General features: G+C 43.2%; 12 protein-coding genes. 4 read left to right on the forward strand and 8 right to left on the reverse strand.

What is annotated here, in order from left to right; translation table 11 throughout:
- Positions 1-134 precede the first annotated feature (134 nt).
- Positions 135-1985, reverse strand: coding sequence for a heavy metal translocating P-type ATPase (locus BN35_RS08830; protein ID WP_028901063.1), 1851 nt, complete (start codon positions 1983-1985; stop codon positions 135-137).
- 137 nt (positions 1986-2122) lie between these two features.
- On the opposite strand from BN35_RS08830, the gene ruvB reads away from it, so the two are divergent.
- Genes ruvB through ybeY form a run of 3 tightly spaced genes read left to right on the forward strand, consistent with a single transcriptional unit; the run spans position 2123 to position 4108 of the window.
- The gene (ruvB, locus tag BN35_RS08835) at positions 2123-3157 is read left to right on the forward strand and encodes a Holliday junction branch migration DNA helicase RuvB (protein WP_028901062.1); all 1035 of its coding nucleotides are present in this window, start codon (positions 2123-2125) and stop codon (positions 3155-3157) included.
- Between the two features lie 16 nt (positions 3158-3173).
- Positions 3174-3647: a pantetheine-phosphate adenylyltransferase gene (gene coaD / locus BN35_RS08840; protein ID WP_025072183.1), complete on the forward strand. Its 474-nt coding sequence runs from the start codon at positions 3174-3176 to the stop codon at positions 3645-3647.
- Positions 3648-3694: 47 nt separating this feature from the next.
- Positions 3695-4108: an rRNA maturation RNase YbeY gene (gene ybeY / locus BN35_RS08845; protein WP_025072182.1), complete on the forward strand. Its 414-nt coding sequence runs from the start codon at positions 3695-3697 to the stop codon at positions 4106-4108.
- Positions 4109-4272: 164 nt separating this feature from the next.
- Here ybeY and BN35_RS08850 read toward each other — a convergent pair whose 3' ends face one another.
- The 3 genes from BN35_RS08850 to BN35_RS08860 form a co-directional block, all read right to left on the reverse strand.
- A complete protein-coding gene (locus tag BN35_RS08850) occupies positions 4273-5820 on the reverse strand; it encodes a S41 family peptidase (RefSeq protein WP_025072181.1) in 1548 nt (515 codons plus the stop codon).
- 71 nt (positions 5821-5891) lie between these two features.
- Positions 5892-7904: a DNA topoisomerase IV subunit B gene (locus BN35_RS08855; protein WP_025072180.1), complete on the reverse strand. Its 2013-nt coding sequence runs from the start codon at positions 7902-7904 to the stop codon at positions 5892-5894.
- Between the two features lie 186 nt (positions 7905-8090).
- A complete protein-coding gene (locus BN35_RS08860; protein WP_025072179.1) occupies positions 8091-9242 on the reverse strand; it encodes a hypothetical protein in 1152 nt (383 codons plus the stop codon).
- Positions 9243-9658: 416 nt separating this feature from the next.
- Here BN35_RS08860 and BN35_RS08865 point away from each other — a divergent pair, with 416 nt between their 5' ends.
- The gene (locus tag BN35_RS08865; RefSeq protein WP_025072178.1) at positions 9659-10075 is read left to right on the forward strand and encodes an EamA family transporter; all 417 of its coding nucleotides are present in this window, start codon (positions 9659-9661) and stop codon (positions 10073-10075) included.
- A gap of 688 nt (positions 10076-10763) precedes the next feature.
- Here BN35_RS08865 and BN35_RS08870 read toward each other — a convergent pair.
- From BN35_RS08870 to tyrS, 4 genes are all read right to left on the reverse strand, one after another.
- On the reverse strand, positions 10764-12020 hold the full coding sequence (locus BN35_RS08870; protein WP_025072177.1) for a THUMP-like domain-containing protein: 1257 nt from the start codon (positions 12018-12020) through the stop codon (positions 10764-10766).
- Between the two features lie 46 nt (positions 12021-12066).
- Complete coding sequence (locus BN35_RS08875; protein ID WP_234396692.1) at positions 12067-12699, reverse strand: M15 family metallopeptidase; 633 nt, start codon at positions 12697-12699, stop codon at positions 12067-12069.
- 178 nt (positions 12700-12877) lie between these two features.
- Entirely contained in the window at positions 12878-14446 is a 1569-nt protein-coding gene (locus BN35_RS08880) for a DUF3943 domain-containing protein (RefSeq protein WP_036893412.1), read from the reverse strand.
- Positions 14447-14627: 181 nt separating this feature from the next.
- Positions 14628-15929 carry a tyrosine--tRNA ligase gene (tyrS, locus tag BN35_RS08885; RefSeq protein ID WP_025072174.1) on the reverse strand — a complete coding sequence of 434 codons (1302 nt, stop codon included), beginning with the start codon at positions 15927-15929 and terminating at the stop codon, positions 14628-14630.
- Positions 15930-15964: the final 35 nt, after the last annotated feature.

Genomic DNA, 15964 nt, shown 5'->3' on the forward strand with positions numbered 1-15964 from the left:
GTTTATTTTGCTGAAATCAGCACATTTTTGCAGGGCGTTTGCCTATTAAATTTTTCTATTTTGAAGATTTTAGATGACCGTTTTTTGGTAAAATAATAAGACAAAAGACATCAATTTTTTGCATCAAAATCGTTTTAGTTTTGTTTCTTAAAGAAGATGCGAGCGGCATTGAGAACAGCTAACAAAGCCACCCCCGAGTCGGCAAAAACAGCCATCCACAGATTGGCAAAGCCCAACAAGCCAAGGAGCATAACCACAGCTTTAACGCCCAAAGCCAATGCAATGTTCTGATTGACAATGCGTCGGGTGTATCTTCCAATCCTCATGGCACAAGCTACCTTTGAGGGTTGATCGGTCTGAATGATGACATCTGCCGTTTCAATAGCCATATCGGAGCCTAAACCTCCCATGGCAATGCCCACATCACTCAAAGCAAGAACTGGTGCATCGTTGATACCATCGCCTACAAAGGCAACCCGCTCTCCTGCTTTCTTGACATTTTGGAGGTGCAAAACTTTCCCATCAGGCAGCAAATCACCATACGCATGCGATATACCTAAGTCCGCAGCTACCTTGGTTACTAATTCCTGACGGTCGCCAGAAAGCATTTCAGCTCGTACTGGCAAATCTGAAATCGCTTTCTTTGCATCTTCTTTAATGGTATCGGCAAGAATAATATGCCCCATATATTTTCCCTTTCGAGCCACCGCTACCACTGTCTCTGGTATGCTACGCAAGGCGTCAGCATAAGATACTTGCTCACGATCTAACAGTTTTAAGTTGCCTACAAGCCATTCATCATTCTTAAGACCATAGCCTGCAATATCTTGAGAGCTGATGTTTTCTTCCGTAGGGCAATACTTCAAAATGGCTTGGGCAATAGGATGATTGCTCGACTTCTCCATAGCAGCCACGGTTTGCAAAGCCTCTTGGTCTAATCCTACTACAGACTGAACCGCAAACTCACCAGTAGTTAAGGTTCCTGTTTTATCAAATGCCACAACGTCCACCTCTGTAATGGCATCTAAGTAATTGCTTCCTTTGAACAAGATGCCATGTTTAGAGGCAAGACCTATGCCTGCAAAATAACTTAAAGGAACACTGATAACCAATGCACAGGGACAAGAAATAACCAAAAAGACAAGAGCTCGTCTGAACCAGTCAGTAAAAATATAACTGTACTGACTGTCAAAAATACTATATAAATAAGGACATACCACCGTCAACAGTGCCAAACCGATGACGATTGGTGTATAAATGCGTGCGAAACGTCGAATAAATAATTCGGTGGGAGCTTTTCGTTCTGCTGCCGATTCCACCATATTTAAGATGCGTGAAACAGCCGATTCACTGGCAGGACGCACGACCTCTAAATGAGAGACGGCATCCACAGCAATCATTCCTGCCAACACTTCTCCACCCGTTTCAAAGGTTCGTGGTAGCGACTCGCCCGTAAGGGCAGCGGTATTAAACGCAGCCGAAGCAGAAACAAGTTTGCCATCGAGGGGCACTCTATCCCCCGCTTTGACCTCAAGAATGTCACCTACCTGCACTTCTTCGGGGGATTTTTCGATCATCTTCCCTTGGACAACAACCTTAGCTACTGTAGGCCTAAAAGCAATCAGTTCTTGAATGTTATCACGTGCACGGTCTACGGCTCTGTCTTGCAAAGCCTCTCCAATACAATAAAGAAGCATCACAGCCACTCCCTCAGGATATTCGCCAATGGCAAAGGCGCCAATACAGGCAATGGTCATGAGCATAAATTCGCTAAAGACATCACCCTTGAGGGCTGTTTCCCATGCTTCTTTCATGACAGGCAAACCCACAAAGGCAAAAGCAAGTAGATACCAAGCCAACAAGAATTGAGGCTTTTCTACAAAATCCAACCCCAAGTAAGGGAAAAGTAGTCCTATGACCAACATTCCACCCGATAGAATAACATTCCACCAAGACATTTGTTCTTCCGTATGTTCGTGTTCCATATTCGATAGAGATAATTGTTTATTTTTTACAAAAGTACACTATTTCAAATGCAACCAAGTGTCAAAAAATAGCGAGGAGTTCGCATTGTAGATTTTATTCATTATCTTTGCAAGAAGTAATTAGATGTCCAACAATCATGGAAGAAGACTTTGATATCCGAGAAGAACGCCTCTCATCCGCCGAGAAGGAATTTGAGAATGCGCTAAGACCACTAAAATTCAACGATTTTAGCGGTCAGCCAAAGGTTGTTGAGAACTTAGAAATATTTGTAGAAGCAGCCAAATATCGTGGAGAGCCTTTAGATCATACGCTTTTACATGGCCCTCCGGGATTGGGAAAGACAACCTTGAGCAACATTATTGCCAACGAATTGGGCGTTGGCTTTAAGCTAACAAGTGGACCGGTGCTTGACAAACCAGGTGATTTAGCAGGCATTCTGACCTCTCTTGAGCCCAATGATGTGCTGTTTATTGATGAGATTCATCGACTGTCGCCTGTGGTGGAGGAATATCTCTACTCTGCCATGGAAGACTATCGCATCGACATCATGATAGATAAAGGGCCTTCTGCGCGATCTATACAAATCGATTTAAATCCTTTTACCTTGGTAGGAGCGACAACGAGAAGCGGACTTTTAACAGCTCCTTTGCGTGCTCGCTTTGGTATCAACATGCACTTGGAGTATTATGAGCCGCCAACATTGGTTAGAATCATTACCCGAAGTGCCACCATCTTAAAAGTTCCTATTGATGAAGAGGCAGCTTATGAGATTGCACGCCGCTCAAGAGGAACGCCACGTATCGCAAATGCGTTGCTAAGACGTGTACGCGACTTCGCACAAGTGAAAGGCAATGGAGGAATCAATACAGCGATTGCAAAATATGCCTTACAGGCATTGAATATCGACCAATATGGACTTGACGAGATAGACAATAAGATTTTGCTCACCATCATCGACAAATTCCGTGGCGGTCCCGTAGGACTAAGTACTATTGCAACAGCTATTGGCGAGGACACAGGTACAGTAGAAGAGGTGTATGAGCCTTTTCTTATCATGGAAGGATTCATTAAGCGTACCCCCAGAGGGCGTATGGCAACGCACTTAGCATACGAACATTTGGGGCGAGACCCATACAAAGGCAACCTGATGGAACCAGGATTATTTACATAACTCACGAACGTTCAACATGAATCAAAAAGAAAGAATTGGAATTTTCGTGGGTAGCTTTGACCCTTTCACTATCGGACACGACTCCGTAGTGAAGCGTGCATTGCCTCTCTTCGACCACATCGTCATCGGTGTGGGGGTGAACAGCCAAAAGAGTCACATGCTCTCTGAAGCCGAACGCATAGAGGCAATTACAAAGTTATATGCCAACGAACCCAAAATTTCGGTGAAGTCCTATCACGATTTGGCGGTAGATTTTGCCAAAAGAGAAGGAGCTACCTATATAATAAAAGGCGTCCGATCGGTAAAAGACTTTGAATACGAACGTGAACAGGCTGACATCAATCGCCATATAAGTGGCATTGATACTATTTTCTTATTCACCGAACCACAGTTAGCCAGCGTAAGTTCATCGATGGTTCGCGAACTGTTACGCTACGGAAGAGACGTAAAGGAGTTCTTACCCGTTGCACCTAAAAGTGACAAACCGTAGCCTTTGAGTAGTAATTTCCATAAAATCAAATGAAAAAATACTAATTGATGATAACCTATAATGCAGACGGCGTGAAGATGCCGAACATCAAAAAACGAGAAACCTCGACTTGGATCAAAGCCGTAGCTGCCACCTACGGCCGAAAGATTGGCGAGGTAGGCTATATGTTCGTAGACGACAAGAAGATTTTAGAGGTGAACAACGAATACTTGGGACACGACTATTACACAGATGTCATTACTTTCGACTATGATGAGGGCGACACTGTGAACGGCGACATCGTAATTAGTCTTGACACAGTTCGCACCAATGCCGAACTGTTTGGCAAGACATACGAGGAGGAACTCCATCGTGTTATCATCCATGGCATTCTACATCTCTGTGGAATCAACGACAAGGGTCCTGGCGAACGCGAACTGATGGAGGCAGCAGAAAATAAGGCGCTCGCCATAAGAGTATAGCTCTCAAGGAACAGGATTAGTCAGATAATGTTCCCCAAGCGCCCTCCTCTCCTCAAATGTAGCCCACAACAAACCCCTCATGGGGAACGAATATACAAACAATACTCCCCGAAAACTATCACAAGGATAATTTTCGGGGAGTATCGTATCGTGCAAATTGAAATTTATTTCATGAGTTCTACCGCTTTGAGTACGATGTCATTGGTTTCGTTCATTATTCTAAAATACTCGTTCATGCCCCATAAATCACGTGCAACGAGTGCTTTTAACTGATTTTTCAACATGGGCAAAGTACGCTGAAGTTCTGCCTCATCCTTAGGTTTCAACTTTGCTTCTTCTCCTGCCTTTATCACTGCATCGATAAAAGTTTGTGGAACTTCATACGATTGATAAAACTGTTCATAAGATGTATACTTCTTTCGTAGCTGCTTGCGATGCTGGTCAACGTATTTGAGGTTTTCATTAATAATGATTGACTTAGCAGCCAACTGTCGATGAAACGATGTAAACTTAGCCGTATCCAGCGGAACAAAGTAATCGGGCATCACACCTCCACCTCCATACACAACTCGCTTTTGGCGCAAAGTATAATACTTTAACGAGTCTGCAAAATGGATACTGTCGGCACTATACAGCTCTCCATGCTTGAAACGCTGGTCCAACTCCAGTGCATAGTCTTTACGATCGCCCTTTTTATAGGGCTTCTGAATACATCGTCCCGATGGTGTATAATAATGAGCAACAGTGAGCCGCATCATACTTCCATCAGGAAACTGTATCGGACTCTGCACCAAACCCTTGCCAAACGACCTTCGTCCTACCACTTGTCCTCTGTCTTGATCTTGTATGGCACCTGTAACAATCTCGGCAGCCGATGCAGAAAACTCATTGATAAGCACCATCACTTTCCCAGATAGCAAGCTACCATTGCCCTTTGCAAGATAGTCTTTACGATTAGAACGGCGACCTTTGGTATAAACAATTAAGTCATTGCGGTGTAAAAACTCATTGGCAATTTGAACGGCAGCTTGCAAATAGCCCCCTCCGTTATCCTGTAAGTCTAAAATAAGATGTTGCATACCTTGCTTCTTCAAATCACTAACGCATGCCATGAACTCTGCATACGTCGTTGCCCCAAAGCTACCAATGCGGATATATCCTAACTGTGGTCGGATAAGATAGCTGGCATCAATGGTATTGACGGGTATTCTGTCGCGTATCACGGTGAAGAAGAGCATTCCTGAAATGTTTCTACGCAAGACGCCAAGCTTTACTTTCGAACCTTTCTTGCCACGCAATCTGCGCATAATCTCCTCACGTGCCATCTTCACCCCGGCGATACTACTATCATTAACACTCACGATACGGTCGCCAGCCATGATACCTACTTTTTCTGAAGGACCGTTTGCTATGGTCTGTATCACCATCAGCGTGTCTTGAATCATATTGAACTGTATGCCAATTCCATCAAACGAGCCTTGCAATGCCTCCGTCATGGCTTTGGTTTCCTTTGCTGTAGTGTAGGATGAGTGAGGGTCTAAATGGTTTAACATTCCACGGATAGCCTCTTCTACCAACTGATCTTCCTGAACAGTATCTACATATAAATTTTGAATAGCTATTTCCGCTATTTCCAATTTACGAATAGGAGAATTCTTCCCAAAATTAAAATTAAACTGTGCCGAAACGGTGCAAACCACCCATCCGAACATTATACACGCTATAAATCTTCTCATTTATTCAAACTTCGTTAAAAAATAATGATGATAAAGTTGGTTCAGAATCAGCTTACTAAGGTGGTGTCTTCCTCTGGGATATCCTCTTCTACAACCAAATTATCAATAATAAAGTTTTGTCGTTCCATGGTATTCTTGCCCATGTAATACTCCAAAAGCTTTTGCACCTGATCATTTTTATGCAATGTCACCTGTTCCAAGCGCATATCAGGACCGATAAAATGTACGAATTCATCGGGGGATATCTCGCCTAATCCTTTGAATCGGGTTATTTCAGGGTCGGGACCAAGTTCCTTGATTGCCTCTTGCCGTTCTTCCTCGCTATAACAATAGCGTGTAATGAAGTCGCTCTTTTTATCCTTCTTATCGAGCTTTTCATCCGCTTCAGCAATCACATCCTTATTCTTTATCTTTGTTCTTTTGTTACGAACTCTAAAGAGTGGCGTTTGCAACACATACACATGACCTTTTTTTATCAGCTCAGGGAAAAACTGAAGGAAGAAGGTAATGATTAAAAGTCGGATGTGCATCCCATCTACATCGGCATCTGTAGCCACAATTACCTTGTTGTAACGCAACGTATCCAATCCATCTTCAATATCGAGTGCAGCTTGAAGGAGGTTGAACTCTTCGTTTTCATACACCACTTTCTTTGTCAAACCAAACGAATTCAAAGGCTTTCCACGCAATGAAAACACTGCTTGCGTATTCACGTCTCGGCTCTTCGTGATACTACCACTGGCAGAATCGCCCTCTGTGATAAAGATACAGCTCTCTTCTTTCCTGTCGTTTTTCTCGTCACTGAAATGGATACGACAGTCGCGTAGCTTTCTATTGTGCAAATTCGCCTTCTTTGCACGCTCTCTGGCGAGCTTCGTTACTCCCGCCATTGCTTTGCGTTCATGCTCGCTTGATTTAATTTTAGCCTCTAAAATATCCGCACAATCCTCCTTATGAATATGCAGGTAATTGTCTACTTCACGTTTGATGAAATCGCCCACATACTTGTTAATGGTTTCACCTCCAGGTGCCATTTGCGTTGAACCCAACTTAATCTTGGTTTGACTCTCAAACACAGGCTCCTCGACATTGATAGCAATGGCACCTACAATACCATTTCGGATGTCGGTATATTCGTAGTTTTTATCAAAAAACTCCTTTATTGTCTTGGCTATATGCTCCTTAAAAGCACTCTGATGCGTCCCTCCTTGCGTAGTATGTTGTCCGTTGACAAACGAATAATATTCTTCTCCGTACTGATTGGTGTGGGTAAAAGCTATCTCAATATCCTCACCTATCATGTGTATGATTGGATATAATCCATCTGTAGTCATGTTATCGTTCAGCAAATCTTCCAAGCCATTACGACTCTTGATGCGCCGCCCGTTATACATAATGGTGAGACCAGCATTCAGATACGTGTAGTTGCGCAACATCGTTTCCACAATATCATCATGAAACGAATAGTTCTTAAAGAGCGTGTCATCGGGTTCAAAATAAATATAGGTACCAGATTCGTCCGAAGTCTTTGTCGTCTTATCGGTTTTCATGTCGCCTTTTTCGAAGGTAAGTTTTCTCACTTTCCCCTCTCTAAACGATTCTACCTCGAAATGAGCACTCAGTGCATTCACGGCTTTGATACCCACACCATTGAGTCCCACACTCTTCTTGAAAGCCTTGGAGTCGTACTTTCCACCCGTATTGAGTACACTCACAGCTTCCACCAGTTTCCCCTGTGGAATGCCTCGTCCATAGTCGCGCACTCGAACTCGCAGATTATCTTCAATATCTATCTCTATCCGATCGCCCGCTTTCATTTTGAACTCATCAATAGAGTTGTCCAAAACCTCTTTCAGGAGTACATAAATACCGTCCTCTGGCAGTTTTCCGTCGCCCAATCTACCGATGTACATGCCTGGACGAGTACGCACATGCTCCATATCCGACAAATGACGGATATTATCATCGGTATAAGCAACAGCATCTGCTTGTTGCTGAGGAGAGACAGACTTCTTGTTTTGTTGACTATTTTCTAATTTCGTGTTGATTTTTTCTGTCATAGTTCTTTGTATAATTATAGCATAGAGAGGAGGCTTCATTGTTCACACAAGCCGCTTGAGTCACTTTTATTGTCGTTATTTTCACAACGAAACAAAGCGTAAGGTTTCCCTTCTATCCAAGCGCATGCGTGTACATGAGGAAGTAGGACAAATCAACCAAATCAGAAAAGATGAATACCAAACGTACTATTTTATCTCTTTACGATAACAACAGCGACGCTTATGATTCGTAGGCTTTAATGGTCCCCATTGACTTTGCACGCCTTCGTTGGTCACCAACTCTACTTGACTCTCCGCCCATGTAAACCCATATTTGTTAAACACGGGAATTAAGTCGGTAAATAATAAGGCATTTGCTCCTTTTGAGCGATACTCAGGAAGAACGCCTAATAAGAGCAAGTCTCCTCCACCACCAGTTTTTTGAAATTTAATGGCTCGTAATAAATACCACCAACCGAAAGGTAACAAACGTCCTCTGCGGCATTTTTGCAAGGCATACGACAAGGAAGGTATTGAAATGCCCACGCCAATCAGCTTTTTGTCCTTATTCCAATCCTCTATGAGTGTTATCATATTCAAATCGGCAAAGCGAAGATACATGTTCACATAGTGATCAATTTGCTTCTCGCTCAACTCTGAATAACCATAAAGGTCTTTGTAAGTCTCATTAATGATGCCAAACACCTGACGTCCATAGTCGGTGGTTCGCAGTTCACGACGGGTAAGTTTCTTGATATGTAGATTGTAACGATTCTCAACAATCTCTGCTACTTTAGCATATTTTTCAGGTATTTCCTTAGGAACATCTAAGAAATATTCCACATACTCCTGATCCACTTCCCATCCACCTAATTGCTTTAAATGTTGAGGGTAATAGGGATAATTGTAAATGGTAATCATGGTGCTGAGCTTGTCAAATCCCCAAGTCAGCATTCCTTCTGGATCCATGTCAGTAAATCCTAATGGTCCGACAACCTCTGTCATCCCCTTTGAACGACCATATTCTTCCACTTGCTCCAACAAAGCCCGTGACACCTCAATGTCGTCAATGAAGTCAATCCAACCAAAACGAACGCTTTTTTTATTCCATTTTTCGTTTGCACGATGGTTGATAATGGCAGCTACGCGTCCTACAGCCTTACCGTCCTTGAACGCAATGTAATATTCTGCCTCACAAAACTCAAATGCAGCATTCTTATCTTTCCGGAGTGTATTCATATCATCCATGAAAAGATTAGGGACATCGTATTCATTTCCCTCATAAAGGTCGTAATGTACGTCCACAAATTTTTTCAAATCGCGCCGCGACTCGACCTTTTTAATTTCTATAGATGGCATTCTATTCTAATAAAATTATAAGCAATATAGGCTGACAAAGATACGCTTATTTAGGAAATTTACAAAAGAAATCACGTATTTATTACATAAATAAGTGAATAATGGTATATTTTTATTCTGAAAAAGGACTATTATTGGACAATCTGCAGATGACACGATAAGCTCAAATAACAATGTATATGCGAGATAAACACGCTGACACAGAAAGCCTTATCCCTTGAACTGACGTTATTCTCTCATCTAATCTTGCTGGAAAACCGTGTGAGATAATGATTATTCACTATTAAGAAAAATAATCCTCCTGAAACGTCGTTATCCTTAAAGAATGTTTTAATACATGGTTCTCCTTGCTTAAGGACATCCCATTAGCTTCAGAGAGCCCTCCATAAGAAGGATATTATTTCAGTGAATCAATTATGTGGAAATATTACGCTTTACTATCCGCCTTTTTTGCAGCATTGACCGCCATATTTGCAAAAGTGGGTGTGCGAGATATTAATTCCAACTTAGCCACTGCCATCCGTACAGTCATGATTTTTATCATTACTTGGGGTGTGGTGTTTTGGGGGCACCATGAACATGAAATTCATCTCATCGAACGGCGTACATGGGTGTTTCTCATTCTCTCTGGCGCAGCAACAGGTTTGTCGTGGCTCTTCTATTTTAAGGCTCTTCAAGAAGGGGATGTGGCACGTGTAGCACCCATTGACAAGCTGAGTGTGGTGATTACTCTTTTGTTAGCATATATCTTTCTACACGAGGATATCACGCCTAAGGTGCTGTTTGGCGCTTTGCTCATCACTGTGGGTAGCATTTTGATGATGCTGAAATAACAAGATACGCACTTGTGGATGAAGGTCAATTTTCAAACCTTATTTTATCGACGATAAAGACTGCAACATCCACCAGCTAAAATGATTTTCTGCGGTGAAAAAATCTACGGATAATGTCAAATATTTTAACCATTTTTTGGCATTTTATTTTCTTCGTTTTAGAGCGCGGACAATAGGCTAAAAGGAGGCAAACGGACAACTCAACCCTACTATCATGCTACCATAGCTTGCGTACAGGTATCGGTTCATGGCACAACACGCTCCTTTTTGGTTCACGAAAGCATGAAAACAGCGAGCAATCTCATGGAGATAAACCGACTAAGTCATGTGAATAAGCCGATTAAGTCATGGAGATAAGGGGGTTAGAACATGCACTTAACCGAACTATCCCATTGCTTCAAAGCAAAAATGCGGTAAAAACTGCCTAAAACAGTCGTTTTTATGGGTGTTGAAAGAGTGCGTACCGTAACTCTCAAAATACTCGCATATTTGCAACGAAGGATGCGAGTGATGACAAATTCGCGAGTTTTGAAAGGGGGTTTGTAAAGAAAATTACAATTTGAGAGGGTGATATTTTTCCACTGTCATCATTCACTTCGGTGGCATGAAAACATGCCAAAGGATGAACTATTTTGCACACAAAAAAGACAGCCTACGCACAGACTAAATATAAGACAATTCTTCAATATCAAAGTTTCTCGCCAATCAACAACCAATGGTTTTGCTCAACGTCTGTCGTTGCAAATATATACACCTCTCCCCCCTCACGTATTTTGAGCCGTTTGCGAAGCTCGGCAACAGACAGAGGGAAGTTGCGCGTCGCAATATTGGCTTGGCGAATAGATGCAAGTTGGGTCTTCAGCATTTTTTTATTCATCGAAGAAATGGCTTTAATACGGAACTTACGACCGGGAAAGCCTTCCACTTCTTGCCTACTGACATAAAGGTGCGAGTTGGGCGCTATCTTATCAACTTGGAATTGCTGTGCTATTTCCGCAAAACAGCCTGCCTTCATCAACGCAGCATTGGGTTCGTAGAGATACTGTCCTATCAGGTGACTGCCGATAGGAACAGATATTTTTGGAGAGGCAACCGTCTGTTGAGGATAAAAAACAAAAGTTTGCTCATTGTTGACACAATGCACCGCAAGCGGTGACTGCCACCGATGGCTCAAAACAAACAACAACTCTTTACACTCGTTGTTCACGGCAATGATGTGAACCTGCCGCACACAGTTTGACAAAGTGTTGAGCTGCACAACTGCTTGGTGCCAATCTAACATAGGTGATAGCTTCACCAGCGTGACCCAACTCTTACGCAACAAGTCCGCAAGCAGAGAGAGTAGATTGGGAGTACAATCGGAGATGGCAACCGTTTTAGCACCATTATCATTACGACGCGCTGGGTCAAGGTAGATCACCGTTGCTGGTTGCATGGTTTGCAGGTACTGCTCGCCGTCACAGCAAACCACCTGCGCCTGATTCACTCCCAACAGTGGCAGATTGTGTTGGGCTATATCACACAAGCAACGCTGTCGCTCCACATACACAGCCTCATGGAACGGAAGTGCCATGAACGAAAAGTCTACCCCCAATCCTCCCGTTAAATCCACCAAAGAGCATGCCTTGAGCAGCGCTGTATTTTCGGTAGAGGATTGTTCTTCTACCTTGTTTTGAAAGTCAGACTGGGCACATTGCCACGCCAATTTGGCTTTGTACTGTGCCGTTTGCTCCGAAGAACATTGCTCCATAGACAAGTGAGGCGGATAAAGTAGCTCATCATTCGACGCCCATGACGGCAGTTTGCGTTGAGCTGTCTGTCTTCCGGCGATTTGCTGTAATGCAAAAGGCATGTCTACATCAGGATATTTGTGAGCCTCTAAGGCTAACTTGCGCACATCGTCCTCTGCATGCTGGTGTATAAATTGAGACGTTTCAACATTCATGGCTTTGCTCTTTTCGTATTGCTATGGAATAAAAATCACGCAAGCATTAGCGTATCACACGATAAGACTTTTTAGCTTGGGCTCGGGAGCAGTAATTAAAATGCCACCACTCGGTGCGCAAGGGCTTGAAACCAGCATAGCGCATCACCTTGCGCAACAGCTCACGATGACGCTGTGCCTGCTTAGAAATACGTCGACTGGCAACCAGTTGGGACTCTTTGTCAATATGTGCTGCGGCTCCCATATAGTCAATCTTGGTACCCATATCAAGGGTATCGCCCTTCAGGGTACACAAGGTAAGGTCGACTGCTAACCCATAATTGTGCAAACCTCCGCCATGTGCAGGGTTTGAGACATAAAAATATTTGGGCGTTCCCTTTACTTTATTCCACATTTTTTGCTGAATAGCCATGGGACGGGCGGCATCATAGACCTTTAAGCACAAGTCTGGACGCAACTGTTGCAAACGCTTCTGCGCCTTTACCAAAGCGTGAGCAGCATGCGGATGCAAATAAGCTTCTCGCAAATCATCGTAAAGAACGGTTCCTGTGAAATTATCTGGGCGCGCATACATTAACGAGACTTGGATAGAAGGGTCCAACTTTTGTACGTTCACGTAGCCTCGTTTTTCTAACGACCGAGCCGTAGAACTTAAACGGTGAGTAGTTTGGGCTGTCATTCCCGTTGTTACCAACATCAGCCAGACTAATATTTTCTTCATTTTATAGATGTGAATATGTTGTACAGATGGATTGTGCTAAGAAGTAAGCACTACTGAACTGTTGCTGCAAAGATAAGAAGTTTGGAGCGAATAGACAAATGACAAATATCCAAAATACGGGCAAATGCCAGCCTCTTTATCGTGGCAATTGATACAAAAATCCCATGCGCCATTCATAGGTTGTCGCCTTTGCATCGGGATGGTATTTGTAATGAGTGGCTCGATGATAATAGGCTCCCGATAATTGTAGTCCCCATTGTTTCCAAAGGGGCAACTTTAAGGTGGGGCGCAACATCCATACAGAGGTTTGGCTGTGCTCTCCTTGTGCGCTAAACTCCTCATGCGGTGTGCCTGCTGGCACCTCTTCGTAACCTCGCCAACTATACATTCTGAAAAAACGAGTGTCGAAGGAGAGGGAACACTGTCGTGGCAAGTGCAGTGAAGTAAAAGAATAGGCGGTAAAACCACTTCCCATATTATAGGTTCGGTGATACGGTTCTCCTAAATAATCGCTCCATGCACCGCCCAAAAGCATGGCATTGAGGAAGACAGACTGTTGGAAAGCCACTTTTTTAGCTTTGTTCGGAATGCGACACATCCACCCTATTCCCACACTGGCTGCCTCGGATAGCTGGTAAGGAGGAATGCCCCCATGCCGTTCAGTGGCATTGTCGTAATTGAAATGTTGATAAAGTCCAAAGCGAGTTTGCATGCCTTTGATGTCACGAACCGAAGTGGCAAATAACTGTCCCAATATCTGTAAGTGATTGACGATTTCTTGTTGATGCCCCAAGACCAAGGCGACATCTGTCTTAAAATAATCGTACGGTCGAGTTTCCTGTCCAAACGCATCTCCATATTCTACTTCAAAATGCACGTAAGGCGATGTGAACCCTCCTGTTGCATTGTGCCGAGTGTCAACATATCGACCACCCACAGAGAAGGAAAGATGAATGGGGAAACGACTCATATCATGATACAGATAATGCTTTTGGCGTACCTTCCAAGCTTCGCCTGTGATCACTCTATTGAGTCCTCGAATAGGATTGATAGCAGCACCCAATATCTCACGCACCACACGTGACCAACCTTGCAGACGTTGATCATACACCAAGCTCGAAAGACGATAAGTACACTCTCCTATTGCCAACCCTCCTATGCCCGTTGACAGTGCATCGTTAATAGACGGGAGTTCGTTCTCACCAGCAATTTCCCACAACAAATCCCCTGCAAAGGTATAGGGTATCGACTGCCAAAAGTTCATGCCGTTGCTCCGTGCGGCATTGAAGAACAGATTGCCATGATAAGGATGGAAAAACATGTTGGTATGGAAAACATCGGCATCCCAAAACCATTGATTGAGCTGAAGATTACGTTTGAGCGTTCGGCTGGTTACTTTGGCGAAGTTGGCATGCAAGACATAATAATCAAAGGCAAGCAGTGAGGCATTGATACCCACTACTTGCGCGACTGCGCGCCAAGGGTGTTTATCCTTATTCCACGGAGCATTCTCTACCCATCTACAGCCATCCAGCGAATCAGGCAAAGCTATTTGCAGCGTATCTATCGATTTTGCGGATGCAAGGGGTACAATGGTGTCCACGTGTAAGCGATAACTTTGCGCACTGCTGTTGGCAGATAACAAAGATAAAATAGCGACACAGCAGCTATACAACCAATTTGTAGGATTGCAAGAGTAAACCATTCGTTCGATAAAATGGGCGTTTTTGTAAGTTTCGCCCTTTCATGTGTACCCAGTACACATACATCATCATACATTAAAAAAGACCTATACCGCTTGATGAACAGCACTGTCAAGCACAGTGTCCAAGAGGTATAGGTCGTATCGTGTTTGCTACAAAAAGTGCAACAACATGTTCAAGAGATTACTTAACGGTAATCAAGAAATAATTTTTCTTGCCTCGTTGTACTAACAGATATTTTCCGTCAATGAGATCTTCAGCGGCAACGACTTGGTCGAAAGCTGTCAGTTTCTCTTTATTGAGCGATACTCCGCCTCCTTTTACCAACTTACGCAACTCTCCTTTGCTTGGGAAAATCTCCATACCGTCTTGCGTAAAGAAATCAACGGCTGTGCTACCAAGCAAATCTTTGCTCACCGTATAATGAGGAACGCCATTAAACACATCTAAGAAAGTAGCCTCATCCAGCTTTTGAAGGTTCTCTTTCGTAGCCTTACCGAATAATATTTGGCTGGCTTCAATAGCCATATCAAGGTCTTCTTGCGAGTGTACCATGACGGTTACCTCTTGTGCCAATCGCTTTTGTAATGTACGACGTCCAGGGTCTTGTTGGTGTTCTGCTATTAGACTTTCAATGGTTTCACGCTCCAAGGATGTGAATATCTTGATATATTTCTGTGCATCTTCATCGCTTACATTCAGCCAGAACTGGTAGAAAGCATAAGGAGTGGTGCGATTTCTGTCCAACCAAATGTTGCCATTTTCTGTTTTACCAAACTTCTTACCATCGGCTTTGGTAATCAACGGACAGGTCAAGCAGAAAGCCTCCTCATCACTTCCCAAGGTACGACGTATCAACTCGGTACCTGTTGTCATATTGCCCCACTGATCATTACCACCCAATTGCAATTTGATGCCATATTTTTGGTAAAGATAGAGGAAGTCATAACCCTGCAACAACTGATAAGTAAATTCGGTAAACGATAATCCATCGTTGGCTTCACCATTGAGTCGCTTCTTTACACTGTCCTTCGCCATCATGTAATTGACCGTGATATGTTTACCCACTTCACGTGCAAAATCCAAGAATTTGAAGTCTTTCATCCAGTCATAGTTATTCACCAATTCGGCTTTATTAGGCTCATTGCCTTCAAAATCCAAAAACTTGGACACCTGTTTCTTGATAGCTTCTTGATTATGGTACAACGTTTCTGAATCTAAGAGATTACGCTCTAAGCTTTTTCCCGAGGGGTCGCCTATCATTCCCGTTGCTCCTCCTAACAACAAATAAGGTTTATGGCCACAACGCTGCAAGTGACGAAGCATCATAATGCCGCACAAATGACCAATATGTAAGGAGTCTGCCGTTGGATCTGTGCCCAAATAAGCAGACACCATCTGTTTCTCAAGCAATTCTTCTGTACCGGGCATCATTTGTGCTAACATGCCACGCCATTTCAGTTCTTCAACAAAATTCTTTGTCATCGAATCAAATTTATATTTTTGTTTGTATTTCTTTA

It is taken from the genome of Hoylesella timonensis 4401737 = DSM 22865 = JCM 15640 (assembly GCF_000455445.1).
Lineage (GTDB): Bacteria > Bacteroidota > Bacteroidia > Bacteroidales > Bacteroidaceae > Prevotella > Prevotella timonensis.